The sequence below is a fragment of the Streptomyces sp. NPDC027189 genome (assembly GCF_055566975.1).
Genome location: NZ_JBVHRI010000033.1, coordinates 22,504 through 47,070 on the forward strand (window position 1 = coordinate 22,504; position 24,567 = coordinate 47,070).

Annotated in this window: 24 protein-coding genes; 11 read left to right on the forward strand and 13 right to left on the reverse strand. The window is 69.4% G+C overall.

Features of this window, described 5'->3' with window-relative positions:
* Nucleotides 1-14: 14 nt before the first annotated feature.
* Nucleotides 15-1,181: an HpcH/HpaI aldolase/citrate lyase family protein gene (locus ACZ4RZ_RS43580; protein ID WP_467753107.1), complete on the reverse strand. Its 1,167-nt coding sequence runs from the start codon at nt 1,179-1,181 to the stop codon at nt 15-17.
* A 180-nt stretch (nt 1,182-1,361) separates the two neighbouring features.
* Here ACZ4RZ_RS43580 and ACZ4RZ_RS43585 point away from each other — a divergent pair, with 180 nt between their 5' ends.
* Nucleotides 1,362-2,246, forward strand: a complete 885-nt coding sequence (locus tag ACZ4RZ_RS43585) for a TerD family protein (protein ID WP_467753108.1) — start codon at nt 1,362-1,364, stop codon at nt 2,244-2,246.
* 92 nt (nt 2,247-2,338) lie between these two features.
* On the opposite strand, the gene ACZ4RZ_RS43590 is transcribed toward ACZ4RZ_RS43585, so the two are convergent.
* The 6 genes from ACZ4RZ_RS43590 to ACZ4RZ_RS43615 all read right to left on the reverse strand — a co-directional run bounded on the left by ACZ4RZ_RS43590 (nt 2,339) and on the right by ACZ4RZ_RS43615 (nt 6,931).
* On the reverse strand, nt 2,339-3,076 hold the full coding sequence (locus ACZ4RZ_RS43590; RefSeq protein ID WP_467753109.1) for a TerD family protein: 738 nt from the start codon (nt 3,074-3,076) through the stop codon (nt 2,339-2,341).
* A gap of 131 nt (nt 3,077-3,207) precedes the next feature.
* Nucleotides 3,208-4,356: a DUF475 domain-containing protein gene (locus ACZ4RZ_RS43595; RefSeq protein WP_467753110.1), complete on the reverse strand. Its 1,149-nt coding sequence runs from the start codon at nt 4,354-4,356 to the stop codon at nt 3,208-3,210.
* Between the two features lie 111 nt (nt 4,357-4,467).
* Entirely contained in the window at nt 4,468-5,043 is a 576-nt protein-coding gene (locus tag ACZ4RZ_RS43600) for a TerD family protein (RefSeq protein WP_327428387.1), read from the reverse strand.
* Nucleotides 5,044-5,143: 100 nt separating this feature from the next.
* On the reverse strand, nt 5,144-5,719 hold the full coding sequence (locus tag ACZ4RZ_RS43605; protein ID WP_467753111.1) for a TerD family protein: 576 nt from the start codon (nt 5,717-5,719) through the stop codon (nt 5,144-5,146).
* 113 nt (nt 5,720-5,832) lie between these two features.
* The gene (locus tag ACZ4RZ_RS43610) at nt 5,833-6,291 is read right to left on the reverse strand and encodes a peroxiredoxin (protein WP_467753112.1); all 459 of its coding nucleotides are present in this window, start codon (nt 6,289-6,291) and stop codon (nt 5,833-5,835) included.
* A 211-nt stretch (nt 6,292-6,502) separates the two neighbouring features.
* Nucleotides 6,503-6,931, reverse strand: a complete 429-nt coding sequence (locus ACZ4RZ_RS43615; RefSeq protein ID WP_467753113.1) for a DUF3052 domain-containing protein — start codon at nt 6,929-6,931, stop codon at nt 6,503-6,505.
* A gap of 424 nt (nt 6,932-7,355) precedes the next feature.
* Between ACZ4RZ_RS43615 and aceE the strand changes: the two genes are divergently transcribed.
* Together aceE and ACZ4RZ_RS43625 are read left to right on the forward strand one after the other, a co-directional pair.
* Nucleotides 7,356-10,088 carry a pyruvate dehydrogenase (acetyl-transferring), homodimeric type gene (gene aceE, locus ACZ4RZ_RS43620; protein WP_467753114.1) on the forward strand — a complete coding sequence of 911 codons (2,733 nt, stop codon included), beginning with the start codon at nt 7,356-7,358 and terminating at the stop codon, nt 10,086-10,088.
* 99 nt (nt 10,089-10,187) lie between these two features.
* A complete protein-coding gene (locus ACZ4RZ_RS43625; protein WP_467753115.1) occupies nt 10,188-10,967 on the forward strand; it encodes a potassium channel family protein in 780 nt (259 codons plus the stop codon).
* A gap of 357 nt (nt 10,968-11,324) precedes the next feature.
* Here ACZ4RZ_RS43625 and ACZ4RZ_RS43630 read toward each other — a convergent pair whose 3' ends face one another.
* Both ACZ4RZ_RS43630 and ACZ4RZ_RS43635 read right to left on the reverse strand, forming a co-directional pair.
* The gene (locus ACZ4RZ_RS43630) at nt 11,325-11,633 is read right to left on the reverse strand and encodes a small hydrophobic protein (RefSeq protein ID WP_467753116.1); all 309 of its coding nucleotides are present in this window, start codon (nt 11,631-11,633) and stop codon (nt 11,325-11,327) included.
* A gap of 252 nt (nt 11,634-11,885) precedes the next feature.
* Nucleotides 11,886-13,508, reverse strand: coding sequence for an MFS transporter (locus ACZ4RZ_RS43635; RefSeq protein ID WP_467753117.1), 1,623 nt, complete (start codon nt 13,506-13,508; stop codon nt 11,886-11,888).
* 114 nt (nt 13,509-13,622) lie between these two features.
* Between ACZ4RZ_RS43635 and ACZ4RZ_RS43640 the strand changes: the two genes are divergently transcribed.
* The 3 genes from ACZ4RZ_RS43640 to ACZ4RZ_RS43650 all read left to right on the forward strand — a co-directional run bounded on the left by ACZ4RZ_RS43640 (nt 13,623) and on the right by ACZ4RZ_RS43650 (nt 16,610).
* Nucleotides 13,623-14,282 (forward strand): TetR family transcriptional regulator, encoded by a 660-nt coding sequence (locus ACZ4RZ_RS43640; protein WP_467753118.1) that lies wholly within the window; start codon nt 13,623-13,625, stop codon nt 14,280-14,282.
* A gap of 189 nt (nt 14,283-14,471) precedes the next feature.
* The gene (locus tag ACZ4RZ_RS43645; RefSeq protein WP_467753119.1) at nt 14,472-15,680 is read left to right on the forward strand and encodes an alpha/beta hydrolase; all 1,209 of its coding nucleotides are present in this window, start codon (nt 14,472-14,474) and stop codon (nt 15,678-15,680) included.
* Nucleotides 15,681-15,746: 66 nt separating this feature from the next.
* Entirely contained in the window at nt 15,747-16,610 is an 864-nt protein-coding gene (locus ACZ4RZ_RS43650; RefSeq protein WP_467753159.1) for a DUF4429 domain-containing protein, read from the forward strand.
* Nucleotides 16,611-16,777: 167 nt separating this feature from the next.
* Here the strand turns inward: ACZ4RZ_RS43650 and ACZ4RZ_RS43655 are convergent, their stop codons facing one another.
* Both ACZ4RZ_RS43655 and ACZ4RZ_RS43660 read right to left on the reverse strand, forming a co-directional pair.
* Entirely contained in the window at nt 16,778-17,794 is a 1,017-nt protein-coding gene (locus tag ACZ4RZ_RS43655) for an aldo/keto reductase (protein WP_467753120.1), read from the reverse strand.
* A complete protein-coding gene (locus tag ACZ4RZ_RS43660) occupies nt 17,794-18,279 on the reverse strand; it encodes a MerR family transcriptional regulator (protein ID WP_467753121.1) in 486 nt (161 codons plus the stop codon). Before ACZ4RZ_RS43660 ends, ACZ4RZ_RS43655 begins: the two co-directional genes overlap by 1 nt.
* A gap of 96 nt (nt 18,280-18,375) precedes the next feature.
* Here ACZ4RZ_RS43660 and ACZ4RZ_RS43665 point away from each other — a divergent pair, with 96 nt between their 5' ends.
* Together ACZ4RZ_RS43665 and ACZ4RZ_RS43670 are read left to right on the forward strand one after the other, a co-directional pair.
* Entirely contained in the window at nt 18,376-18,846 is a 471-nt protein-coding gene (locus ACZ4RZ_RS43665; protein ID WP_467753122.1) for a GNAT family N-acetyltransferase, read from the forward strand.
* A gap of 199 nt (nt 18,847-19,045) precedes the next feature.
* Nucleotides 19,046-19,867, forward strand: coding sequence for a serine hydrolase domain-containing protein (locus ACZ4RZ_RS43670; protein WP_467753123.1), 822 nt, complete (start codon nt 19,046-19,048; stop codon nt 19,865-19,867).
* A gap of 185 nt (nt 19,868-20,052) precedes the next feature.
* On the opposite strand, the gene ACZ4RZ_RS43675 is transcribed toward ACZ4RZ_RS43670, so the two are convergent.
* Complete coding sequence (locus tag ACZ4RZ_RS43675; protein WP_467753124.1) at nt 20,053-20,874, reverse strand: NAD(P)H-binding protein; 822 nt, start codon at nt 20,872-20,874, stop codon at nt 20,053-20,055.
* A gap of 98 nt (nt 20,875-20,972) precedes the next feature.
* Between ACZ4RZ_RS43675 and ACZ4RZ_RS43680 the strand changes: the two genes are divergently transcribed.
* Entirely contained in the window at nt 20,973-21,566 is a 594-nt protein-coding gene (locus ACZ4RZ_RS43680; RefSeq protein WP_467753125.1) for a TetR/AcrR family transcriptional regulator, read from the forward strand.
* 23 nt (nt 21,567-21,589) lie between these two features.
* Here the strand turns inward: ACZ4RZ_RS43680 and ACZ4RZ_RS43685 are convergent, their stop codons facing one another.
* Entirely contained in the window at nt 21,590-22,246 is a 657-nt protein-coding gene (locus ACZ4RZ_RS43685; protein ID WP_467753160.1) for a pirin family protein, read from the reverse strand.
* A 95-nt stretch (nt 22,247-22,341) separates the two neighbouring features.
* On the opposite strand from ACZ4RZ_RS43685, the gene fasR reads away from it, so the two are divergent.
* A complete protein-coding gene (gene fasR / locus ACZ4RZ_RS43690) occupies nt 22,342-23,547 on the forward strand; it encodes a fatty acid biosynthesis transcriptional regulator FasR (protein ID WP_467753126.1) in 1,206 nt (401 codons plus the stop codon).
* Between the two features lie 89 nt (nt 23,548-23,636).
* Entirely contained in the window at nt 23,637-24,551 is a 915-nt protein-coding gene (locus ACZ4RZ_RS43695; protein WP_467753127.1) for an ACP S-malonyltransferase, read from the forward strand.
* The last annotated feature ends 16 nt before the right edge of the window (nt 24,552-24,567 follow it).

The following is a 24,567-nucleotide window of genomic DNA, read 5'->3' on the forward strand; positions in this document are numbered from 1 at the left end:
TGGTTCGCGCCGGCTCACGCCGGGAGCCCGGCGGCGAGCAGGTCCACGAAGCCGATGTCCTCGTGGGCGACGCCGAAGACCTCGGCGCGCTGGAGGGTGCGCTCGGCCCAGGCGCGATGCGGCTTCACTTCATTCATTTTGTTCGTGTACGCCGACCGGAGCACGCCGCCGCCGCGCTCGGGATTCAGGATGTCCTGCGCGTCGCTGTACTCCTCGTGACTGACGACGGACAGCGCGTGCACGGGCAGCACGTGCGAGGGATGGATGCAGGTCTTGCCGAGCAGGCCGTTGGCCTGGTCGAGGGTGATCTCACGGAGCAGGCCGTCCATGGCGTGCTCGATCAGTGCCTCGCGCAGCTCCTCCGCCTGCCCCTCCAGGAAGGGGCTGCGGCGCAGCTGCGGCTTGAACATGCGCTCCTGGACCCGGAAGTACTCCCACACCGGCCCGGTCACCGTGAAGCCGGTGCCGTCGGCCCGCCCCAGCATGTTCACCACATCGGCGATCACGGAGGCGACGACCTGGACGTCGTACGCCGTCATGTCGGGGGCCCTGCGCAGCGCGTACGAGGAGCAGAAGTCCGTCACGCCGAGACGCAGCGCGAGCACCCGGTCGCGGTACTTGCCGACGGCGCGGGAGATGCCCTCCAGGGTGTCGACGCGCGACTCCCGGTACAGCAGCTCGGGCGATTCCAGCACCGGCATGGCGAACAGACGCCGCCCGCTCGTCGCCTCGGCACCGGCGAGCGCCTCCAGGAACGGCATGCCGCGCTCCTCGGTGAACTTCGGCATCACGAATCCGGACAGCAGCCGGACGGCGGGACCGAGGCGCTGGACGAGGTCGGGGATCTGCTCGGGGAAGCGGACCCGGACGAACAGCAGCGGGGCCTCACCGGCGTCCTGGCGTGCCGCGAGGTCGGTGAACTGCCGGACCAGGTTCTCCTCGGCGTCCACGACCTCCGAGTCGTCGATCGAGTCCTCCAGGCACAGCACCATCGAGACCACACCGCGCCCGGCCTGCTTGATGATGTCGTCGGCCAGCTGCGGCCGGGTCGCCGGGCTGTACAGCGTGGCCCCGAGGGCCGCCGCGAGCACCCGGGCCGGCGAGTCGGCGGTGAAGACGCTGGGCTCCTGGAAGAAGAGGCGCTGCCGCTCTTCAGGGGCGATGTGACCGAAATGACGCATAGAACTCCCCCGTGGCGGCTAGGTGGCCCGATTCAATGTGGCCGGTAATAGTACGTATGGATCCATGTCAGGGGTTCCCACCCGGCATGAAGTTCAGGTAACTCGGCCGTGTCCAACACTCACCGGTTCCGGGGAGACCCCGCGTTGTCGTGACCAGGACCGAGAGGGCAGGATGACCGCATGACGCACGCGATGCTGAAGGGGTCGAACGTCCCGCTGGACGCCACGGCGGTGCGCGCGGTGCTGCGCTGGACGCCCGGGCAGGGTGTCCCCGATGTCGATGCCTCGGCGCTGCTCCTCGGCCCCGACGGTCGTGTGCGATCCGACGAGGACTTCGTCTTCTACAACCAGCCCCGCCACCCCTCCGGCAAGGTCTGGCGGCTCGGCAAGAAACGCGTCGCCGAGGGCCTGACCGACACGATCCAGACGGATTTGGCCGGTGTCGAGTCCGGTGTCGGACAGATTCTCCTGGTCGCATCGGCGGACGACGTCACCTTCGACCGCGTACGGGCCCTGCGCATCCTGCTGTACGACGCCACGGTCGCGGACGGCGAACCGCTGGCGTACTTCGACATCAAGCCGGAGACCGGCGCGGAGACCGCGCTGATCTGCGGCGAGCTGTACCGGCGCGGTGAGGGCTGGAAGTTCCGGGCGCTCGGGGAGGGTTACTCCGACGGTCTGGTGGGGCTCGCGACCGACTTCGGGATCTCGGTCGACGAGACGGAGGCCGCCGCCGCGCCCGTGACCGGATCCGCACCCGAGGCCGCCGCGTGGGCCGCGCCCGTCGCCGCCCCCGAGACATCGGTGCCGCTGCCGCCCGAGCAGCCCGTGCCGGTTCCGCAGCAGCCCGCGTACGGGTATCCGCAGCCGCAGACGGCTCCCGCGGCTGCCGCCCAGCCGGCGTACGGCTATCCCCAGCCCACCAGTCAGCCGGCCTACGGCTATCCGGGACCCCAGACCGCGCCCGCCGCCCAGCCCGCGTACGGCTTCCCGCAGGCTGTGGGCGCCGGCCCCGACCCGGACTTCCGGCTGCCGCCGCAGGGGCCGCAGTTCATCGGGCGTTAGGGGCGCCCCGAAAGGGCCCAAGGAACTGCGCGACCAGCCACCCACAAGCCGCAGCCGCCGCCCCCACAGCTGCGCCCCGGGCTCTTGGGCGATTACCTGTCCACCTTTGACTTGTAGCCGCGGCCCCACTGCAGCCCCCACCCGTAGAGCCGGTCGAGTTCGGCCTGGAAGCCGTAGACGAACTTCACCTCGCGGCGCACGGTCAGCTCGCCCTTGTTGTTCTGGATCATCACGACCGCGCAGGACCGGGCCTGCGGATGGCGCTCCTCGAGGCCTATCTCGATGCGCGGGCCGTTGCTCGGGTAGAGCGTGATGATGGCGTGCGTACGGTCGAAGGCTGGCGTCTGGTCGTAGATGTAGACGAAGACCAGAAGCCGTTTGATGTCGTTGCGGTGGTCGAGGTTGACGAACGCCGTCTCGCCGGACCCGGAGCCGAAGCGGTCGTCGCCGCTGAGCTTCACATACGGCGGGGCGTTGAGTTCGCCGAAGAAACTGCCGAGTGGCTGGACCACGCCCTTGGTGCCGTCCGTCAGCTCGTACATGACACCCAGGTCGAGGTCGACGTTGACCATGCTCTGGGTGTGCGCCTGGACCACTTCCGGCTTGAAGGTGCGGAAGGGGTGGCGCAGCAGGCTGCCGCGCTGCGGGCCGCCGATGTCGGAGCTGCGCATCCGCCAGGACAGGTTGATGCGCAGATTGCCGGTGGCCGCGCCCTGTTTGGTGAGCGAGACCGTGTGGTTCCGTTTGGTCAGCTCGATGGAGTTGGTGGCCGCGCTGCCGGAGTCGAAGTCCGCCGAGCGTCCGCGCCACAGGTCCTGCCAGATGCCCATTCCGCCCCCACGTTCTCGATATGCGGCGGGGCGGCCGTGAGGACTCGTCCTCGACGGCCGCCCCGCTCAGAGCGTTCCTCAACGGGGCCCGGTTCACACGCCGACGAACCGAGCCTCAGCAGAAGGGGCTGTCACACCCCGGACGAGACCTCGGCCTTCTCGTCCGAGGCCTCACCTTTTCCCTCGGCCGCTGCGAGCGCCCTGTTGCGGCGCACGGACGACCAGAAGGACCAAGCGATCAGCAGGACACCGACGAGGCCGGTGATGACCTCGTGGATCTGGTACTGGATGGTGACCATGAGGATCACGGCGAGGGCGCCGATCGCGTAGTGCGCCCCGTGCTCCAGGTAGACGTAGTCGTCCAGGGTGCCCTGGCGGACCAGGTAGACCGTGAGCGACCGGACGTACATGGCACCGATGCCGAGGCCGAGCGCCATCAGCACGATGTCGTTGGTGATGGCGAAGGCGCCGATGACGCCGTCGAAGGAGAAGGACGCGTCCAGCACTTCCAGGTACAGGAACATGAAGAACGCGGCTTGGCCGGCGAGGACGATGGCCGGTTTCTTCTTGCCGGTCCGCTCGGCCTCCTCCTCTTCCTCGTGCTCCCGCTCCTCCTCTTCCTCGAGCTTGTCCTCGAAGTAGCCGGAGAGTCCACCGACGACCATGTACGTGATCAGGCCCGCGATGCCGGCGAGCAGGACCGTCTGCGCCTTGTCGACGTGCGCGCCGCCGTGCTGGTGGGCGTGGGTCGCGAAAGTGAACGAGGTGATCAGCAGGACGACCAGGGCGATGCAGACCGCCAGCATGTCGACCTTGCCGAGCTTGGCCAGCGGACGCTCGATCCAGCGCAGCCACTGGATGTCCCGGTCCTCGAAGATGAAGTCGAGGAAGATCATCAGCAGGAACATGCCACCGAAGGCGGCGATCGCCGGGTGGGCGTCGGTCACGAGTTCCTGGTAGTGGTCCTTGTTGTTCAGCGCGAGATCGACCGCGTCGATCGGGCCGATCTTGGCGCTGATGGCGACGATCACGACGGGAAACACCAGTCGCATACCGAAGACCGCGATCAGCACGCCGACCGTGAGGAAGATCTTCTGCCAGAAGGCACTCATCTTCTTCAGGATTCCGGCGTTGACCACCGCGTTGTCGAAGGACAGCGAGATCTCCAGGACGGCCAGGATCGCCACGATGCCAAAGGCGGTCCACCCCCCGTAGAACGCCGCTGCGACCAAGCCGAGCGCGGTGACCGCAAACGACCAGCCGAAGGTTTTCAGAAGCACTGGCTACCCAATCATCGTGTGTGTACGGGTCTCCCCCGCGCCGTACTCGGCTTTACCTAACGTTGACCACGAAGTCTAGAGGGCTGCCCCTTCGGCTGGCGTGGGTGGGCCCTAGGAAACATTGACCCCGAAGTCGAGGGCGATGCCCCGCAGGCCGGACGCGTACCCCTGTCCGACCGCGCGGAACTTCCACTCCTGGTTGTAGCGGTAGACCTCGCCGAAGATCATCGCCGTTTCCGTGGAGGCGTCCTCGGAGAGGTCGTAGCGGGCGAGCTCCTGGCCGTCGGCCTGGTTGACGACGCGGATGAAGGCGTTGCTGACCTGGCCGAAGGTCTGGCCGCGGTTGTCGGCGTCATGGATGGAGACCGGGAAGACGATCTTGTCCACGTTGGCCGGCACCTTGGAGAGGTCGATCAGGATCGACTCGTCGTCGCCCTCGCCCTCACCCGTGAGGTTGTCACCGGTGTGCTCCACCGAGCCGTCCGGGCTCTTGAGCTGGTTGTAGAAGATGAACCACTCGTCCCCGAGCACCCGGCCCCCGTTGCACAGCAGCGCGCTGGCGTCGAGGTCGAAGTCGGCTCCGGTGGTGGAGCGCGCGTCCCAGCCGAGCCCGATCATCACCTGCGTGAGGTTCGGTGCGGCCTTCGAGAGGGAGACATTGCCCCCCTTGGCGAGCGTGACGCCCATGATGCTGGTCCTCCCCGAGGTCAATCTTTCAGTTGTGCAGCGGGCCCGGCACCGCACGTGAAGGTGCGGCGCCGGACCGAAGAGCCGACGGCTGTACGGCTCAGACGTTCACGCCGAAGTCCTGCGCGATGCCGCGCAGGCCCGAGGCGTAGCCCTGGCCGATGGCGCGGAACTTCCACTCCGCGCCGTGGCGGTAGAGCTCGCCGAAGACCATGGCGGTCTCCGTCGACGCGTCCTCGGAGAGGTCGTACCGTGCGATCTCCGCCTCGCCCGCCTGGTTCACCACGCGAATGAACGCGTTGCGGACCTGGCCGAACGACTGCTGACGGTTCTCGGCGTCGTAGATCGAGACCGGGAACACGATCTTCTCGACGTCGGCCGGAACGCCGACGAGGTTGATCTTGATCTGCTCGTCGTCGCCCTCACCCTCGCCGGTGATGTTGTCCCCGGTGTGCTCGACCGAGCCGTCCGGGCTCTTCAGGTTGTTGAAGAACACGAAGTTGGCGTCACTGCTGACCTTGCCCTCCGCGTTCGTCAGGATGGCGCTGGCGTCGAGGTCGAAGTCGGTGCCGGTGGTGGTGCGGACGTCCCACCCCAGACCGATGATGACCGCGGTCAGTCCCGGGGCCTCCTTCGAAAGCGATACGTTGCCGCCCTTGCTGAGGCTGACTCCCACGAGTCCTCCCAATGGTGTCCGGGGGCGGGAAGCCCCGTAGTGCGTTGGTATCGGATCAACGTCTCGATCCTAGTGACGGGTTCCCGCACCCCGCAGGGCTTGGAACCGAAGAATCACAGGGTGTCGAGCGCCTTGACGTACTCATTCAGGTCACGCGCGTCCGGCAGACCGTTGACGACGGTCCAGCGGACCACGCCCTCCTTGTCGATGATGAACGTGCCGCGCACCGCGCAGCCCTTGTCCTCGTCGAAGACGCCGTACGCGCGCGAAGTGTTGCCGTGCGGCCAGAAGTCGGACAGCAGCGGGTACTCCAGGCCCTCCTGCTCGGCGAAGACGCGCAGGGTGTGGATGGAGTCGTTGGAGACGGCCAGCAGTTGGGTGTCCCGGTCGGTGAACTGCGGCAGGTTGTCGCGCAGGGAGCACAGCTCGCCCGTGCACACGCCGGTGAAAGCGAAGGGGTAGAAGAGCAGCACCACGTTCTTCTCACCGCGGAAGTCGGACAGCTTCACGGTGGCGCCGTGGTTGTCCTTGAGCTCGAAGTCCGGGGCCTTGGTGCCGACCTCGATCGCCATAGTCACTCGCTTCCCTTCCAGGGGGCTGTTCGGGTGAGACCAGCCTACGCAGCGATCACCGCGCCCCGTACGGGAGGCCGACGCGGAAACGCCGGGCGGGCTGAGAAAACTCAGCCCGCCCGGCGTTTCGAGGACGAGGCCCTTCAGGCCGACTGCCCGGGGGGTCGGGGGCGGGAGCCCCCGGAGATCCCCAGACCGACCCAGCGGAGCGTCAGCGCTTCGACTTCGGCGTGGCCAGGCGCGTGCCCGACCACTCCTTGCCCACGGAGATGCTCTTCGTCTGGGAGAGGCCGGCGGTCTGTGCGGCATCACTGATGTCGCTGGGCTCGACGTAACCGTCCCGGCCGGTCTTCGGGGTCAGCAGCCAGATCATGCCGCCGTCCTCAAGGAGACCAATGGCGTCCACCAGGGAGTCCGTGAGATCGCCGTCCTCATCGCGGAACCACAGCAGCACGACGTCGGCGACGTCGTCGTAGTCCTCGTCGACCAGATCCTGGCCGATCTGCGATTCGATGCTTTCACGGAGCTCGTGGTCAACGTCGTCGTCGAAGCCGATCTCCTGGACCACCTGTCCGGGCTCGAACCCCAGCCTGGCGGCCGGGTTGGTCCGCTCCTCCGCGTGGTCCGCGGTCGCGCTCACGGCTTGCCTCCTGATTGTGTTTCGGTAGATGTCCAGCCACGCGCGTGCGCGAAGCATTGGCCGTAGTCCACACGGGCGGGACGGATCGCGCAAGTACCCGGCCGTCGAGACCGCCGAAACGGTGACGATCCCGGCGGTGTCGCCGCAACTCCAGGCATGGAATCGCGACGCTTCGTGACGCACACCACACCTTTCTGCCCGATTTGCGAGTTTCGGAACCCTTGGAGCGTACGAGACCCGAACGACTTTGCGGAACGCGTCATGGAGTGCAGCGTATCGTTACGTTTTGGTCGGGCCCGTCCCAACGGTCTGCAGAAATGTCTCGGTTACCACGTAGTAGAGATGACGATTCCGCCCCCTAGGTACACGATGGGGAACGGTGCAGACATAAAGCAAAGCGGCCCTCTGACAGCGAAGGAACAGCGTGGCTTCCGGATCCGATCGCAACCCGATCATCATTGGCGGCCTTCCCAGCCAGGTCCCGGACTTCGACCCTGAGGAGACTCAGGAGTGGCTCGACTCCCTCGACGCCGCCGTCGACCAGCGCGGCCGTGAGCGGGCCCGCTATCTGATGCTGCGGCTCATCGAGCGGGCCCGCGAGAAGCGCGTGGCCGTGCCGGAGATGCGCAGCACGGACTACGTCAACACGATCGCCACCAAGGACGAGCCGTTCTTCCCGGGCAACGAGGAGATCGAGCGCAAGATCCTCAACGCGACCCGCTGGAACGCGGCCGTGATGGTGTCCAGGGCCCAGCGCCCCGGCATCGGGGTCGGCGGCCACATCGCGACCTTCGCCTCCTCCGCCTCGCTCTACGACGTGGGCTTCAACCACTTCTTCCGGGGCAAGGACGAGGGCGACGGCGGCGACCAGATCTTCTTCCAGGGGCACGCGTCGCCCGGCATCTACGCCCGCGCGTTCCTCCTCGACCGGCTCTCCGAGCAGCAGCTCGACGCGTTCCGCCAGGAGAAGTCGAAGGCGCCGTACGGCCTGTCCTCGTACCCGCACCCGCGACTGATGCCGGACTTCTGGGAGTTCCCGACCGTCTCGATGGGCCTCGGCCCGCTCGGCGCGATCTTCCAGGCGCGGATGAACCGGTACATGGAGGCGCGCGGCATCGCGGACACCTCCAAGTCCCACGTGTGGGCGTTCCTCGGCGACGGCGAGATGGACGAGCCGGAGTCGCTCGGCCAGCTGTCGATCGCGGCGCGCGAGGGCCTGGACAACCTGACCTTCGTCGTCAACTGCAACCTCCAGCGCCTCGACGGCCCGGTGCGTGGCAACGGCAAGATCATCCAGGAGCTGGAGTCGCAGTTCCGGGGTGCCGGATGGAACGTCATCAAGCTGGTCTGGGACCGCAGTTGGGACCCGCTGCTCGCCCAGGACCGCGACGGCATCCTCGTCAACAAGCTGAACATCACGCCCGACGGACAGTTCCAGACGTACGCCACCGAGACCGGCGCGTACATCCGCCAGCACTTCTTCGGTGACGACCACCGGCTGCGCGCCATGGTCGAGAACATGACCGACGACCAGATCCTGCACCTGGGCCGCGGCGGCCACGACCACAAGAAGATCTACGCGGCGTTCTCGGCGGCCAAGGAGCACAAGGGCCAGCCGACGGTGATCCTGGCGCAGACGGTCAAGGGCTGGACCCTCGGCCCGAACTTCGAGGGCCGCAACGCCACGCACCAGATGAAGAAGCTGACGGTCGCCGACCTCAAGGGCTTCCGCGACCGTCTGCACCTGCCGATCACCGACAAGCAGCTGGAAGACGGCCTGCCGCCGTACTACCACCCGGGCCGCGACTCGGAGGAGATCCAGTACATGCACGACCGCCGCAAGGGGCACGGCGGGTACGTCCCGACGCGCGTCGTGCGGTCGAAGCCGCTGGCCCTTCCGGACGACAAGACGTACGCGGGCGTGAAGAAGGGCTCGGGTCAGCAGTCCATCGCCACGACCATGGCCTTTGTGCGTCTCCTCAAGGACCTCATGCGGGACAAGGAGATCGGCAAGCGCTTCGTGCTGATCGCACCCGACGAGTACCGCACCTTCGGCATGGACTCGTTCTTCCCGAGCGCGAAGATCTACAACCCGCTGGGCCAGCAGTACGAGGCCGTGGACCGCGATCTGCTCCTTGCGTACAAGGAGTCGCCGACCGGCCAGATGCTGCACGACGGCATCTCGGAGGCGGGCTGCACGGCGTCGCTGATCGCCGCGGGTTCGGCGTACGCCACGCACGGCGAGCCGCTGATCCCCGTCTACGTCTTCTACTCGATGTTCGGTTTCCAGCGCACCGGCGACCAGTTCTGGCAGATGGCCGACCAGATGGCGCGCGGTTTCGTGCTCGGCGCCACCGCCGGCCGTACGACGCTGACCGGTGAGGGCCTCCAGCACGCGGACGGGCATTCGCAGCTGCTCGCCTCGACGAACCCGGGCTGTGTCGCGTACGACCCGGCGTTCGGCTTCGAGATCGCGCACATCGTGCAGGACGGTCTGCGCCGGATGTACGGTCCGGACTCGGAAGACGTCTTCTACTACCTCACCGTCTACAACGAGCCGATCCAGCACCCGGCCGAGCCGTCGGACGTCGACGTGGACGGCATCCTGAAGGGCCTCTACCGCTTCAGCGAGGGCACGTCGGGATCGATCCCGGCGCAGATCATGGCGTCCGGTGTCGCCGTCCCGTGGGCGATCGAGGCGCAGAAGATCCTCGCGGAGGAGTGGAACGTCCGGGCGGACGTCTGGTCGGCGACCTCCTGGAACGAGCTGCGGCGCGAGGCCGTCGAGGTGGAGCGGCACAATCTGCTGCACCCCGAGGAGGAGCAGCGCGTCCCGTACGTGACGCAGAAGCTGTCCGCCGTCCAGGGTCCGTTCGTGGCCGTCTCCGACTGGATGCGATCGGTTCCCGACCAGATCTCGCGGTGGGTGCCGGGGACCTACCAGTCCCTCGGCGCGGACGGCTTCGGCTTCGCGGACACGCGTGGCGCGGCCCGGCGCTTCTTCCACATCGACGCGCAGTCGATCGCGGTCGCGGTGCTGACCGAGCTCGCGCGCGAGGGCAAGGTCGACCGGTCGGTGCTGAAGCAGGCGATCGACCGCTACCAGCTGCTCGATGTGACGGCGGCCGACCCGGGCGCGGCGGGCGGCGACGCTTAGACATACGTACGACGACGGAGGGGCGGGGGGGGCCTTGGGGCCCCCCTCCCCCCCGTCGTCGGGTCTCCGGGCACTCCGCTTTCTTTCTACGATGCGGGCATGAAGGATGAATCGGCACAGGCCCGTTGGGAGCTGCACACCCAGCGGCCTCTGCTCGCGCTCGCGGTGGCCTTCGCCCTCGCGTACGCCGTGCCGATCGTGGACAGCGACGCGAGCCGCTCGCTGACGCTGACGTGCACGGTGGTGGAGTGGACGGTGTGGGGGTCGTTCGCCGCCGACTATCTCGTACGGCTCGTACTGGCCCGGCAGCGGCGGGACTTCGTCCGCACCCACTGGCTGGACCTGTGCGCGGTGATTCTGCCGATCCTGCAGCCGCTGCGGCTGCTGCGTCTGGTCTCCACGCTGATGCTGGTGGGACGGCGGGCACGGATGGCCTCGCAGATCCGGCTGACGACGTACGTCGGGGGCGCGGTGATCGGGCTGCTGATGTTCGGCTCGCTGGCGGTGCTGTCCGTGGAGCGGGACTCACCGAACGGGAACATCAAGACGCTGGGCGACGCGGTGTGGTGGTCGTTCACGACGATGACGACGGTGGGGTACGGGGATCACGCGCCGACGACCGGTCTGGGCCGCGTGCTCGCGGTCGGGCTCATGCTCTCCGGGATCGCCCTCCTCGGTGTCGTCACCGCGAACATCGCCGCGTGGTTCATCTCCCGGTTCGAAAAGGACGACGTGGAGGAACGCCGGCAGACCGCTGCGATCGAGGCCCTCACGGAGGAGGTACGCGCACTGCGCGCGGAGGTCGCGGCGCTGTCCGGCGGGGCGCCTCCAGGAGTACCGCTCCCGGTGCCGGGCACGGCAGAGGAACACTCACGCTAGCCCCGGGTACGGTCGCACCCGCCCTGGCTGCGCGCATGCCTGCCGCCGGGGGCGGCGCCCTGGACGCCGGGCGCCGTCTCAGCCGTCGTAGCTGTGGGCGTGCGTGCCGCTAGGGGCGGCGCCCATCCCAAAGAAAGCGGCGCCCCGTACAGCGCCGGGCCGCGCGACCCACCCCCGGACCCCCAGCCCCGGTGCCGGGGACCTTTGGCGCAACGGCACGCGGCGTTGTGGCTGTGCCCACCCGTCCCGCCCTGCGGGACGATTGCCCACAGCGGTAACCGCGGCCCGGGTCGATTGCTCACAGCGGTAGCGGCTGCCGGCGGCTGCACGTGATCGCGGGCGCGTGTGCGGCCCGGGTCAGAGCCAGCCGTTGCCCGCGCCCGTTGAACCGGCCAGCCAGATGATCGCCAGGAGGGTGTCCAGCCCGCCCAGGATCAGGGCGATGAGGGCCGGCAACGGGCGGGAGCCCGTCCAGCGACGCCCCAGGGACAGCCAGCCGCAGACGATCGCCAGTGGGCCGAGGACGATGCTCAGCGTGAAGAAACCGGCGATCGCGCAGACGAGGCCGATGATGCCCAGGGTCGCGCGATCCGGCCCGGTCCGTGACCTCATACGGCCACGTGAACGGGGGTACCTGCGCGTACCGTGTCCGAAGCCCGCCATCATCAACTCCTGAACTCCCTTGACCTCTCGGTCGGTTCGGGTCGATGCGCCGGGTACCCCCGTTCCTCGCCTTCAGACCTGCACACGCGCTGCCCCCCTCCGGCAGCGCGCCGCAGCTCCGGCCGCCCTCCACGCCGTCGATGCCGTACGGAGGACTTGACCCACTGTGACCTGCGGCGCGCACCCAGCGGGAGGGTTCTTCAGCTCAGTCACCCTGATAGGCGAAAAGGCGAAACCGGAATAAAAGACGGGCCGTCAGATGTGCCCGGCCCCCGCCCCCGCGGCCTCCGCGTTGTCGCCCCGCTTGGTGAGCATCGCGACGAAGACGGCCACGACGGCGACCCCGGCGGCGACGAGGCACGCCAGGCTCATGCCGGAGATGAAGGTGTCGTGCGCGACGTCGGTGATCTGCGCGGCGATCGCGGCCGGCGTGTCCTTGGTGACCGGCGCGGCACCCACCTGGACCGCCTCGGAGGCCTGGTCGAGCTGGGCCGGGGTGAGCGGCGGCAGCTTGGCGTCCGCCCAGTTGCCCGCGAGGTCGCCGTCGACCTTGGAGGCCATGACAGCGCCCAGCACCGCCGTACCGAGGCTGCCGCCGATCTGCATGGCGGCCTGCTGGAGACCGCCGGCGACACCGGAGAGCTCCATCGGCGCGTTGCCCACGATGACCTCGGTCGCGCCGACCATGACCGGCGCGAGGCCGAGGCCGAGCATGGCGAACCAGAGCGACATGAGGCCGCTGCCCGTGTCCGTCTTCAGCGTGGACATGCCGAACATGGCGATCGCGGTGAGGGCCATGCCCCCGGCCAGCGGGATGCGCGGGCCGGACTTGGTGATCAGGGCGCCCGCGAGGGGCGAGCCGACGATCATCATGCCGGTCAGCGGCAGCAGGTGCAGACCCGCGTCGACCGGGCTCATGCCGTGCACGTTCTGCAGGTAGAAGGTGACGAAGAACAGGCCGCCCATGAAGGCGATGGCCATCAGGACCATCAGGACCACGCCCGCCGACAGCGCCACGGAGCGGAACAGCGCCAGCGGGATCAGCGGCTCCTGCACCCTCGTCTCCCAGAAGGCGAAGAGCGCGAAACCGAGCACCGAGGCGCCCAGGAAGGTCCAGGTCAGACCGTCGCCCCAGCCCCAGGTCGGGGCCTTGATGAGCGCCCAGACCAGGCAGAACATGGCGCCGGAGAGCAGCGCGATGCCGAGGATGTCGAAGGAACGGGGCGCGTTCTTGGCGCGGTGGTCGGTCAGGATCAGCACACCGAGGACCAGCGCGATGACGCCGACGGGCACGTTGATGAAGAACACCGACTGCCAGCTGACGTGCTGGACCAGCAGACCGCCCAGGATCGGGCCGCCCGCGGTGGAGGCGCCGATGACCATGCCCCAGATGCCGATCGCCATGTTCAGCTTCTCGGCCGGGAAGGTGGCTCGCAGCAGGCCGAGCGCGGCCGGCATCAGCAGCGCGCCGAACAGACCCTGGAAGACGCGGAAGGTGACCACGAGGGGGATGCTGTCGGACAGGCCGATGGCGCCGGAGGCGGCGGCGAAGCCGACCACGCCGATGAGGAAGGTCTGCCGGTGCCCGAACCGGTCGCCGAGCTTGCCCGCGGTGATCAGGGTGACCGCGAGGGCGAGGAAGTAGCCGTTGGTGATCCACTGGACGTCGGCGAAGCTCGCGCCGAGGTCCTTCTGGATGGCCGGGTTGGCGATGGCCACGATGGTGCCGTCCAGGGCCACCATCATGACCCCGACGGCCACGGTGATGAGGGTGAACCACGGATGGCCGCGGAGCCCCTTGGCGGGGGCCTGGTCCGACAGGGCGAGCGGTGTCTTGTCCCCCGAGCCCGTCGTGTCGATGGTGGTCTGACTACTCATGCTTTCGAGGTTAGTGACAGCCACTGACAGTTGACAAACCAATTCACAAGTCGGTAACTGTCACGTCACTCACGGATAGGCTGAACCGGGCGAACAGTTCGCAGGAGAGGACCCATGAACATCGCGGACACGGCGGAGGCGGCGCCACACCCGGGGCTGCGCGAACGCAAGAAGCAGCGCACCCGCGACGCGCTGCTGCGGGCCGCCCTCGAACTGTTCACCACCAAGGGGTACGAGCAGACGACCGTCGACGAGATCGCCGAGGCCGTCGACGTCTCCCAGCGCACCTTCTTCCGGTACTTCGCGGGCAAGGAGGACGTCGCCCTCTTCAGCCAGCGGATCGCGGAGTCGCACTTCCTCGCCGCCGTGTGCGAACGCCCGCCCCACGAAGCCCCGTTGGAGGCGCTGCGGCTGGCCGTCCTGGAGGGCTGGGACACCATCGGCGAGGCGGTCGACGCCGTCGTCCCGATCGAACTGCACATGCGCACCTTCCGGTTGATCGAGTCGACGCCCGCGCTGCTCGCCGTCCACCTGCGCCGCTCCGCCGAGCTGGAGGAGGAAATCGCACGGGTGATCGCCGAGCGTGAGGGCCTCGACGTGGACACCGACCCGCGACCGCGTGTCGCGGTGGCCGTGTTCGGCGGAGTGATGCGCGTCACGGGCCGGTTGTGGGGCGCGGGCGAGGACAACAGCGTCGAGGCGATCCGCGAGCTGACGGCCTCGTACCTCGATCATGTGGGGCCCGCGCTGGCGGAGAAGTGGCGTACGGAGTGATCGCCGACAGCAGCGGTGAGCACCGGGGCGGGCAGGGATAAAGCGGCGCACGGAATGATCATTGACGCACACGGAGCGTCACCATTTAACTCAAACTGAACCCGCTTTGACCCAATTACCCCGCCAGAAACGTGATACCGCTCACTCGTTTAACGGGAGGCACCTCACTTCTCCTAGGGTGTCCTCTCAGTGACTTCCTTCGACACATCCCCCCAACTCAGCGTTTGGCGCGCATTGCTCGCGCTGGCCGTGGTGTTCGTGATGCTGGCCACCGGTGGCTGGACCGCGCTGAACAGCCATCGGGCAGCGACGCCGCTCCAAGCGTCACGCTCGGCGTGGGAGCACGGCAGCCTCGGCGGGCACCGGCTCCCGGACCTCGACTCGGCGCCCGGCCGGCTGGCCCGCTTCTTCGCCACGCTCGACGCCCACCAGCGCTCCCGGCTCGCCCACCGCTACCCGCTCACGGTCGGCAACATGAACGGCGCGCCCGTGACACTGCGCTACAAGGCGAACCGCATCGCCCTGGACCAGCAGCGCAAGGTCGAGCGCAAACGCATGCACGACAACCGGCTCTCGACCCTCGGTCAGCACGAGGCGGGCCGGCGTATGCACCGCTATGAGGCGCTGCTGCACAAGGGCCGCAAGATCCTCGCCTTCGACCCCATGGGGACGGGGCGGATCGCCGAGGTCTTCGGCAGCCTCGACAAGGCCCAGCGGATCTCGGTCGTGGTGCCCGGCGTCGACACCGACCTGCTCAACTTCCAGCGGACCAACAAGCCGAACTCGGCGCCCGTCGGCATGGCGCGTTCGCTGTACGCGGCGGAGCACGCGGCGGATCCGAGCACGCGTACGGCCGTGATCGCGTGGGCTGACTACACGTCACCCAGCGGGCTCGGCATGGACGCGGCCACCGCCATGCGCGCCGAGGAGGGCGCGGTCCGGCTGAACGCGCTGCTGCGGGCGCTGCCGGGGAGCTCGCCGGTGGCGCTGTACTGCCACAGCTACGGCTCCGTCCTGTGCGGGGTCGCCGCCCATGAGCTGCCCTCCCGGGTCTCCGACATAGCGGTGGCGGGCAGCCCCGGCATGCGCGCCGAGAAGGCGTCCAACCTGCACACCTCGGCCCAGGTCTGGGCGATGCGGGACTCCGACGACTGGATCGCGGACGTACCGAATCTGGAGGTCGGGGGACTCGGACACGGTGCCGATCCGGTGTCGAAGGGATTCGGGGCGCGGGTGCTGTCGGCGAAGGACTCGAAGGGCCACACCGGCTATTTCGAGCCGGGTACGGAGAGTCTCCGCAACTTCGCGGAGATCGGCATTGGTGCGTACCGCGCGGTGACGTGCGCGCACGACGATGACGCGTGCCGGACGGGTTTGTCCGGCACCGTGTCGGGCTGACGCGCGTAGAGAACGAAAAACTGCGGTCCGCCCAGGGAGGCGACGGAGGCTTGCGTGCCGCATACGATGGCCCGCATGGGTGACGTACTGGCCGGATTTCATGCCGCCTGGGAGTTCGAGTCCGACTCCGTGCTCATCCGCTTCGAACGGGGGATCCGGACACCGAAGCTGTTCCAGGCGCTCGGCGAACGCCGCATCCCCCTGGAGGCGATCGCGGCGGTGACGCTGACGCCGGGGAAGCGTGGCACGGTCGTTCTGCGTGCCGTGCCCCGAGCGGGTGCCGATCCGCTGATGGAGGCGGCCGCGGGGCAGCTCAAGGAGGGGTGCGATCCGTATCGGCTCGTGCTGCCCGCCGAGCGCGAGACGCTCGCCGAGTACTACGCGGACGAGCTGCGCGGACAGCTCACCGAGGACGACGAGCCGGCCGAGCGCTACCTGGTGAGCCCGCCCGAGGCGCCGCTGCAGTTCAAGGCGTACGACGGGAAGGCGTCCTTCGACGGCAAGTCGGTGTCCTTCCGGTGGTTCTGGACGGGTGCCTCCTCCGCGAAGTGGAAGGCCGGCGACCAGAGTTTCCCGGTCGCCGACCTGAGCGGGGTCGAGTGGCGCTCTCCCGAGGTCTTCGAGGGCCATCTGCGGCTGCTGCGCCGTCAGCCGGCGCCCGCGCAGCCCGCCCAGGCCGATCAGGATCCGGCGGCGGTTGTCTTCGGGCTCGGCTACGGGCCGGTGCACGAGTCGCTGCCGTTCGCGGCCGCCGTCCTCTCCGCGGTGCGTGCCTCCGGCTCCGGCGCGCTGCCGTCGGCCGCCGCGCCGCGCCGCGATCCGGCCGACATCGCCGAACGGATCCGGCATCTCGGGGAGTTGCACGAGGCGGGGCTGGTGACGGACGAGGAGTTCACGTCCAAGAAGGCGGAACTCCTGGCGGAGCTGTAGGGGTTCGGCCGGTCGCCCCGACGCCGACAAGCCGGATTCGCCCCCTCCGCCCCTGCCCGTCCCGTCCCTGGGGCTCCGCCCCCGACCCCGTTCGCGCAGTTCCCCGCGCCCCTTTTCAGGGGCGCGGGGAACTGCGGGATCTTTTGGCGAGGGGGCGAAAAACGCGGTTACTCCCGGCCCGCCGACGCGAACGACATGTCCGGGTAGCGGTCACCCGCGACCTTGGCGGCGATCGGCTCCAGCAGGCCCAGCTCGTCATCCGTCAACACGATGCGCGTGGCCGCCGTGTTCTCCTCCACCCGCGTGCGCTTGGTGGTGCCCGGGATCGGCACGACGGCGAAGTCGTGGACGGTCGCCTGCTGTTGGACCCACGCCAGGGCGATCTGGCCCGCCGAGGCACCGTGGGCCTCGGCAACGGCTCGGATCGGGTCCAGCAGCGCGGCGTTCGCGGAGGCGTTCTCCCCCAGGAAGCGCGGGTGCGTGCGGCGAACGTCGTCCGCCGAGAGGTCCTTGTCGGCGTTGGCGAAGGAACCGGTGAGGAAGCCCCGGCCCAGCGGCGAGTACGGGACGAGCGCCACGCCCAGTTCACGGACGGCGGGCACGACGTTCGCCTCGATGTCCCGGCTGAACAGCGACCACTCCGACTGCACGGCCGCGATCGGGTGCACGGCCTGCGCCGCGCGCAGCTCCCCGGCGGTGACCTCGCTCAGCCCCAGGTGTTTGACCTTGCCCTCGCGCACCAGCTCGGCCATGGCGCCGACGCTCTCCTCGATCGGCACGTTCACATCGCGTCGGTGCATGTAGTAGAGGTCGATCACGTCGACGTCCAGCCGCTTGAGGCTGCCCTCGACGGCCTGGCGGATGTACGGCGGGTCGTTGCGGATGATCCGCTTGGTCCGGTCGCCCGCCGGGACCGTGAGGCCGTACTTCGTCGCGATCACGACCTCGTCCCGGTGGGCCTTGAAGAACGGCGACAGGAACTTCTCGTTCTCGCCGCCGCCGTAACCCTCCGCGGTGTCGTAGAGCGTGACACCCAGCTCCAGCGCCCGCTCCAGGGCGGCCCGGGACTCGTCCGCGTCCGAGGGGCCGTACGCCCAGCTCATGCCCATGCAGCCGAGTCCCTGCACACCTACCTCGGGGCCCCCGGCGCCGAGCCGCACCTTGGAGATCTCGCTGTCCGTCATCACGGCCTTTCCGACGCCAGGGCCCGCCCGGCGTCCGCATAGAAGCTGATCTTGTGGTCGAGCACCGCGAGCGTGTCCTGGAGCTCCGCGATCCGGGCCTTGACGTCCCGGCGGGTCGCCTCCAGGAGTTCGTAGCGCGCGGTGTAGGTCTGGTCGCCCTCGCGCACCAGTTCCGCGTACCGCACCATGTCGGCGACCGGCATCCCGGTGAGCCGGAGCTTGCCGACGAGGCTCAGCCAGTCCAGGTCGCGGTTGCTGTAGCGGCGCTGGCCGGTGTGCGAGCGGTCGATGTGCGGCATCAGGCCGATCCGCTCGTACCAGCGCAGGGTGTGCGCGGTGAGGCCGGTGAACGCGACGACCTCGCTGATCGTGTAGTTGTCCTGGCCGTCCGGGCGCCGGTGCCGGTCGGGCGGCGCCGCGCAGACGTCGGTCCTGGTCCTGGCGCCGGTCTCGGTGGCCTCGGCCGTGGTCTCCATCACCGTCATGACCCCCACGCTAAAACCTTGGAGTGCACTCCAAGCAAGCGGAATCCGGGGGAATTCCGGAGACGCCGCCCGGCCTCGGCAACTACCGTGCGGATCATGAGTCTCGTACGCCGTGCCGTGCCCGAGGACGCCGAGGAAGTGCTGCGGCTGCGTCAGGTGATGATCGATTCGGTCTTCGCCGCGGACGGCTCCGCCGAGTGGCACGCGGAGTCGCTGCCGACCATACGCGGCAAGCTCGCCGAACCCGGCGGGAACTTCGCGGCCTTCGTCGTCGACCACCCCGACCGCCCGGACGCGCTCGCGGCGCTCGTCGCCGGGACCCTGGAGTACCGGATCGGGCGTGCGGGCAATCCGCACGGCGCGGTGGGCCACGTCTTCAGCGTCGCCACCGATCCGGACGCGCGGCGCCGCGGTTACGCCCGCGCCTGCATGGAGACGCTCCTCGACTGGTTCCGTGAGCGGGGCGCCGCCCAGGTCGACCTCAACGCGTCCGCCGAGGCCGAGCCGCTCTACGCCTCCCTCGGGTTCGTGCGCAAGCACGACCCCTCGATGCGGCTGAACCTCTGAGCCGCTTAGCCGCCTCACAAGCATCTGCTTGCCGAGTACATCCTCGACCAGCGGTGGCTGGTGGGCCCCGTCCGCACGCTCCAAGCGAAGGCCTTACAAGCCCGGCTCGCAAAGGGCGTCACGGCTCCCAGCACTCGAACACCCGGTGAGATCCACCCGACGTCGCCGGGGCCCTTCGCCAGGAATTAGGCTCGTACGCATGTCCTTGCACAGCCTGGCGTTGATCGAGAACTGGCCCGTTCCCACGGCCGCGGCGGCCGTCGTCCGCGCGGACGGCACGGTGCTCGGGACCCATGGGCCCGTGACGCATCGCTTCCCGCTCGCCTCCGTCACCAAGCCGCTCGCCGCGTACGCCGCGCTCGTCGCGTACGAGGAAGGAGCCATCGAGCTCGACGAGCCGGCGGGTCCGCCCGGTTCGACGGTCCGTCATCTCCTCGCGCACACCTCCGGGCTCGCCTTCGACGAGCACCGGGTGACGTCCGCGCCCGGGGAGCGGCGGCTGTACTCGAACGCCGGGTTCGAGGTGCTCGGGGACCACATCGCCAAAGCGACGGACATTCCCTTCGGGGAGTATCTGCGGCAGGCGGTGCTGCAGCCGCTGGGCATGGCCTCGACCACGCTCGACGGGTCGCCCGCCAAGGACGGCGTCTCCACGGTGGACGACTTGGTGCGGTTCGCCGCCGAGGTGCAGGCACCACGGCTGCTTGACCCACGGACCGTCGCGGAGGCGATGACCGTCCAGTACCCCGGTACGAAGGGTGTCCTGCCGGGGTACGGGCACCAGAACCCCAACGACTGGGGGCTCGGCTTCGAGATCCGTGACTCCAAGTCGCCGCACTGGACGGGGAGTTCGTCCTCGCCCCGGACCTTCGGGCACTTCGGGCAGTCCGGTACGTTCCTGTGGATCGACCCGGACGCGGGGGCCGCGTGCGTCGCACTGACAGACAGGGCGTTTGGGCCGTGGGCCGCTGAGGCGTGGACGTCGTTCACGGACGCGGTCCTGGCGGAGCTGCGGCGCTGAGGTCCCCGGCGGTTTTTCGCCCCGTCCGCCCCTACCCGTCCCGTAACAGCCTTTCGGCTGCGGGTGGGTGGGGGCTTGTCGCGCGGTTCCCCGCACCCCTGTCAGGGGCGCAGCCCCAAGGAACGGGCAGGGGCGGAGGGGGCGAAGAACATCGGTTCAGTCCGCGGTGCCGACACCCCGCACCGTCACCGGAAAGCCCCGGCGTTGCGTTCCGCCCACGCCGCGAAGCTGCCCGGTTCCCGGCCCAGGACGCGTGCGACGTCGGGGCTGACCCGCCGCTCGTCCTCGGTCGGCTCACCCAGGATGGCGAGGGTGCCTTCGACCACGGGCAGCGGCATGAAGCGGGCCATCAGCTCATGGGCCTCCTCGCGGGTCTGCTCGGTGAAGCGCACCGGTTCGCCCAGGGCGGTCGCGATCGCAGCCGCCCGCTCGCGCGGGGTGGTCGCCGCGGGACCGGTCAGGGTGTACGTGGCCCCGAGGTGAGCGTCCTGCCGCAGGGCCGCGGCGGCGACCGCGGCCACGTCGTCGGGGTCGACGAAGGGCAGGCCGACGTCGCCGAACGGTGCCGCGGCCGCCCGCCCGGTGCGGATCGACTCGGCCCACGCGAAGGCGTTGGTGTCCATCCCGCCCGACCTCAGGACCGTCCAGTCCAGCCCGGACTCCCGTACGGCCGCCTCGAACCGGTCCGGGTGCCGGTACGCCTCCGGGCGGGTCGCCACGCCCTGCGAGGACAGCAGCACCACCTTGCGGATCCCGGCGGTCTTGGCCGCGGCCAGGATGCCGTGCGGGTCCTCACCCGCGACCAGCAGGAACAGCGCCTCACCGCCTTCGAAGGCGGCCCCGAGGCCGGCCGGCTCGGCCAGGTCGGCGGCCACCGCGCGGACTCCCGGCGGTACATCGGCCTCCGTGATGTGCCGGGCCACCGCCGTCACCGGCAGCCGGGCCTCGGTGAGCGTGCGCACCAGCGCCTGCCCGACGTTCCCCGTCGCCCCTGTCACTACGAACATGTCGATCTCCCCGAATCCCGAGTAAGTTAGTTGACTGACTAACTCTGTTGGGCAGGACGCTAGCACGGTCCGACCCACCGCTGTCTATAGTTAGTCGGGTGACTGACTCAGAAGAATCCCGGGGTCCCCGGGCGAAGGCGGCCGGCAAGCGGCGGCAACTGACGGCGGCCGCCGCCCGGGTCCTGCACGAGCAGGGCGTGGAGCGCACGACCATCGCCGACATCGCCCGCGCCGCCGAGGTCCCGGCGGGCAACGTGTACTACTACTTCAAGACCAAGGACGAGCTGGTCGAAGCCGCCCTCTCCGAGCACGCCTCCCATCTGGAGACCCTCACCGGCCGGCTCGATCAGCTCGCCGACCCGCGTGAACGCCTCAAGGGGCTCGTCGACGCGTGGGTCTCCCAGCGCGACACCGCGGCCCGCTACGGCTGCCCCACGGGCACCCTCGCCGCGGAGCTCGACAAACGGGCCGAGGGCGGCCTCGACCTCACGGCCGGCCGGGTCATCCGTCAGCTGCTGGAGTGGGTGGAGGTGCAGTACCGCCAGATCGGCGTGGCCGACCCCGAGGACCACGCGCTGGCGCTCGTCGGTGCCTACCAGGGCATGGCGCTGCTCTCCAACGCCCTGCGCGACCCGGAGATCATGACCCGCGAGGGAGCCCGCCTCACGCGCGAGCTCGACAGTCTGGGGTGACGCACGATTGAGTTGACGGTACGTCAGCTAATCGTCATCTCCCACAGCAGCAGCTCCGCCGGAGAGCCCGCCAGCGCCTCCAGGTCCTTCGCCTCCGTGATGCGGGCCGCATCGCCCGGTCCCAGCTCCTCGCCGTCCAGGCGGACTTCGCCGCGGACGCAATGGACGTACACGAAGGGCGCGTCGGGCACCGCCGTCCGCTCCCCCGCCGTCAGGCGGCGCACATGGAACATGGCGCCCGCCTCGGGGACCGCGTACGGAGTGGAGTCCGCGATGCCATGGACGATCTCGTACGACGGGTCGCCACCCGGCTCCAGCGGGGCCAGCCACATCTGCACGAAGGTGAGCGGCTCCGAGCCGTCGTTGCGCTCCACGTGGCGGACGCCGCCCGCCGAGCTGAGGCGCTGGACGTCGCCGGGGCGGACCACCGACTCGTACCCGGCCGAGTCCCGGTGGGTCAGTTCACCCTCCACCACCCACGTGATGATCTCGGTGTGGCTGTGCGGGTGCTCGTCGAAGCCCGCGCCGGGCGCGAGCCACTCCTCGTTGCAGGCGATCACCGCGCCGAAGCGGAGGTTGTCCGGGTCGTAGTGCGGGCCGAAGGAAAAGGCGTGGAGCGAGGAGATCCCGGCCGCCGGGTCCCCTCCGCGGTAGCGCTCGTCGGCGCGGCGGACGTCCATCACGTCCACCACCGTAGCCCCGGCCGGGCACCCTCCCCGCGCTTACTTGCGACCCGCCGCCGCACAGCTCCGTCCTGATAAGGCAGTCTTGTCCCGTGCCCGAACCCGAATCCAGCAACACCGAACGCCCAGCGCATGCCATCCACGCGCACTCCGCGACCCTGAAGCGGCTGGAGAAGTCGTCCGGCAGCCTCGCCGCCCAGGCCATCGCGCGGATGGACGAGACGCTGCCGTGGTACCGGGCCATGCCCCCGGAGAACCGTTCCTGGATCGGTCTCGTCGCCCAGGCCGGTATCGCGGCCTTCACCGAGTGGTTCCGGCACCCCGACGCCCCGCAGGCCATCTCCACCGATGTGTTCGGGACCGCTCCTCGGGAGCTGACCAGGGCCATTACCCTGCGCCAGACCGTCGAGATGGTGCGGACCACCATCGAGGTCATGGAGAGCGCGATCGACGAGGTCGCCGCTCCCGGTGACGAGTCCGTGCTGCGCGAGGCCCTGCTCGTGTACGCCCGCGAGATCGCCTTCGCCACCGCTCAGGTGTACGCGCAGGCGGCGGAGGCACGGGGTGCCTGGGACGCCCGGCTCGAATCGCTCGTCGTGAACGCGGTGCTCTCCGGTGAAGCCGATGAGGGTGCCGTCTCCCGGGCCGCGGCCCTCGGCTGGAATTCTCCCGAACATGTCTGCGTGGTGCTGGGTACGGCGCCCGACGGTGACAGCGAGCTGACGGTCGAGGCGATCCGGCGGGCCGCCCGGCACGCCAAGGTGCAGGTACTGACCGGTGTGCTCGGCGATCGGCTCGTCGTCATCGCGGGCGGCAACGACAATCCGCTCGCCGTCGCCAAGTCGCTGATCGGGCCGTACGCCGCCGGGCCCGTCGTCGCCGGGCCGATCGTGCCCGATCTGCTCGCCGCGACGCGGTCCGCGCAGGCCGCCGCCGCCGGACTCAAGGCGTGTTTCGCCTGGCAGGACGCACCGAGGCCGGTTCTGGCGGACGATCTGCTGCCGGAACGCGCGATCGCCGGAGACCCGTCCGCCCGCGAGCAATTGGTGGAGGAGATCTACAGACCGCTGGAGGAGGCCGGCTCCGCGCTCCTGGAAACGCTCAGCGTCTACCTGGAACAGGCGAGCAGCCTCGAAGGCGCGGCCCGGATGCTCTTCGTCCATCCCAACACCGTGCGCTACCGGCTCCGACGTGTGACTGACGTCACCGGCTGGTCGCCTTCGGATGTACGCTCCGCGTTCACGCTGCGAATCGCACTGATCCTGGGGCGTCTGGCCGATGGAGATCCACAAACCTAGCCTTTTGTCGGGGACCTACAATTCCCCTTCGTGTTCTTCGTCCCTGTCCCCACGGGCGGCCGTGGCCGTCCACAAGAGAGAGTGTGAGAGTGCTCGTACTCGTCGCTCCCGGCCAGGGCGCTCAGACGCCCGGCTTCCTGACTCCTTGGCTCGACCTCCCCGGCGCCGCCGACCGCCTCGCCGCGTGGTCGGACGCCATCGGGCTCGACCTCACCCACTACGGCACGCAGGCCGACGCGGACGCGATCCGGGACACGGCTGTCGCGCAGCCGCTCCTCGTCGCCGCCGGTCTCCTGTCCGCCTCGGCACTCGGTGACATCAGCCCCGGTGCCGTCGCGGGCCACAGCGTCGGCGAGATCACCGCCGCCGCGTTCGCGGGAGTGCTCGACGACACCACCGCGCTGCAGCTCGTGCGCAAGCGGGGCCTGGCGATGGCCGACGCCGCCGCCGTCACACAGACCGGTATGTCGGCGCTGCTCGGCGGGGACCTCGAGACGACGGCCCCGCACCTGGAGAAGCTCGGCCTGACCCCGGCGAACGTGAACGGCGCGGGCCAGATCGTGGCCGCCGGCACGCTGGAGGAACTGGCCGCCCTGGAAGCGGACAAGCCCGAGGGCGTACGCCGTGTCGTGCCCCTGAAGGTCGCGGGCGCGTTCCACACTCACCACATGACCCCGGCGGTCGACGCGCTGGCCGAGGCCGCCTCGGGCCTCGACCCGGCGGACCCGCGGATCACGTACGTGTCGAACAAGGACGGCCAGGCCGTCACGGCCGGCTCCGACGTCCTGGCGCGTCTGATCGGCCAGGTCGCCAACCCGGTCCGCTGGGACCTGTGCATGGAGACCTTCAAGGAGCTCGGCGTGACCGCGCTGGTCGAGGTGTGCCCCGGCGGCACCCTGACCGGTCTGGCCAAGCGCGCGCTGCCCGGCGTCGCCACGCTGGCGCTGAAGACCCCCGACGACCTCGACGCGGCTCGCGAGCTCATCGCAGAGCACAGTGCCTGAGAAGGAGCCCGAGAGC

What these genes read in the sequence shown, in the direction of transcription:
- ACZ4RZ_RS43580 (WP_467753107.1), bottom strand. Translation starts at nt 1,181, where the DNA reads ATGCGTCATTTCGGTCACATCGCCCCTGAAGAGCGGCAGCGCCTCTTC.
- ACZ4RZ_RS43585 (WP_467753108.1), top strand. Translation starts at nt 1,362, where the DNA reads ATGACGCACGCGATGCTGAAGGGGTCGAACGTCCCGCTGGACGCCACG.
- ACZ4RZ_RS43590 (WP_467753109.1), bottom strand. Translation starts at nt 3,076, where the DNA reads ATGGGCATCTGGCAGGACCTGTGGCGCGGACGCTCGGCGGACTTCGAC.
- ACZ4RZ_RS43600 (WP_327428387.1), bottom strand. Translation starts at nt 5,043, where the DNA reads ATGGGCGTCACGCTCGCCAAGGGGGGCAATGTCTCCCTCTCGAAGGCC.
- ACZ4RZ_RS43610 (WP_467753112.1), bottom strand. Translation starts at nt 6,291, where the DNA reads ATGGCGATCGAGGTCGGCACCAAGGCCCCGGACTTCGAGCTCAAGGAC.
- ACZ4RZ_RS43625 (WP_467753115.1), top strand. Translation starts at nt 10,188, where the DNA reads ATGAAGGATGAATCGGCACAGGCCCGTTGGGAGCTGCACACCCAGCGG.
- ACZ4RZ_RS43630 (WP_467753116.1), bottom strand. Translation starts at nt 11,633, where the DNA reads ATGATGGCGGGCTTCGGACACGGTACGCGCAGGTACCCCCGTTCACGT.
- ACZ4RZ_RS43635 (WP_467753117.1), bottom strand. Translation starts at nt 13,508, where the DNA reads ATGAGTAGTCAGACCACCATCGACACGACGGGCTCGGGGGACAAGACA.
- ACZ4RZ_RS43640 (WP_467753118.1), top strand. Translation starts at nt 13,623, where the DNA reads ATGAACATCGCGGACACGGCGGAGGCGGCGCCACACCCGGGGCTGCGC.
- ACZ4RZ_RS43650 (WP_467753159.1), top strand. Translation starts at nt 15,747, where the DNA reads ATGGCCCGCATGGGTGACGTACTGGCCGGATTTCATGCCGCCTGGGAG.
- ACZ4RZ_RS43655 (WP_467753120.1), bottom strand. Translation starts at nt 17,794, where the DNA reads ATGACGGACAGCGAGATCTCCAAGGTGCGGCTCGGCGCCGGGGGCCCC.
- ACZ4RZ_RS43660 (WP_467753121.1), bottom strand. Translation starts at nt 18,279, where the DNA reads ATGACGGTGATGGAGACCACGGCCGAGGCCACCGAGACCGGCGCCAGG.
- ACZ4RZ_RS43665 (WP_467753122.1), top strand. Translation starts at nt 18,376, where the DNA reads ATGAGTCTCGTACGCCGTGCCGTGCCCGAGGACGCCGAGGAAGTGCTG.
- ACZ4RZ_RS43670 (WP_467753123.1), top strand. Translation starts at nt 19,046, where the DNA reads ATGTCCTTGCACAGCCTGGCGTTGATCGAGAACTGGCCCGTTCCCACG.
- ACZ4RZ_RS43675 (WP_467753124.1), bottom strand. Translation starts at nt 20,874, where the DNA reads ATGTTCGTAGTGACAGGGGCGACGGGGAACGTCGGGCAGGCGCTGGTG.
- ACZ4RZ_RS43685 (WP_467753160.1), bottom strand. Translation starts at nt 22,246, where the DNA reads ATGGACGTCCGCCGCGCCGACGAGCGCTACCGCGGAGGGGACCCGGCG.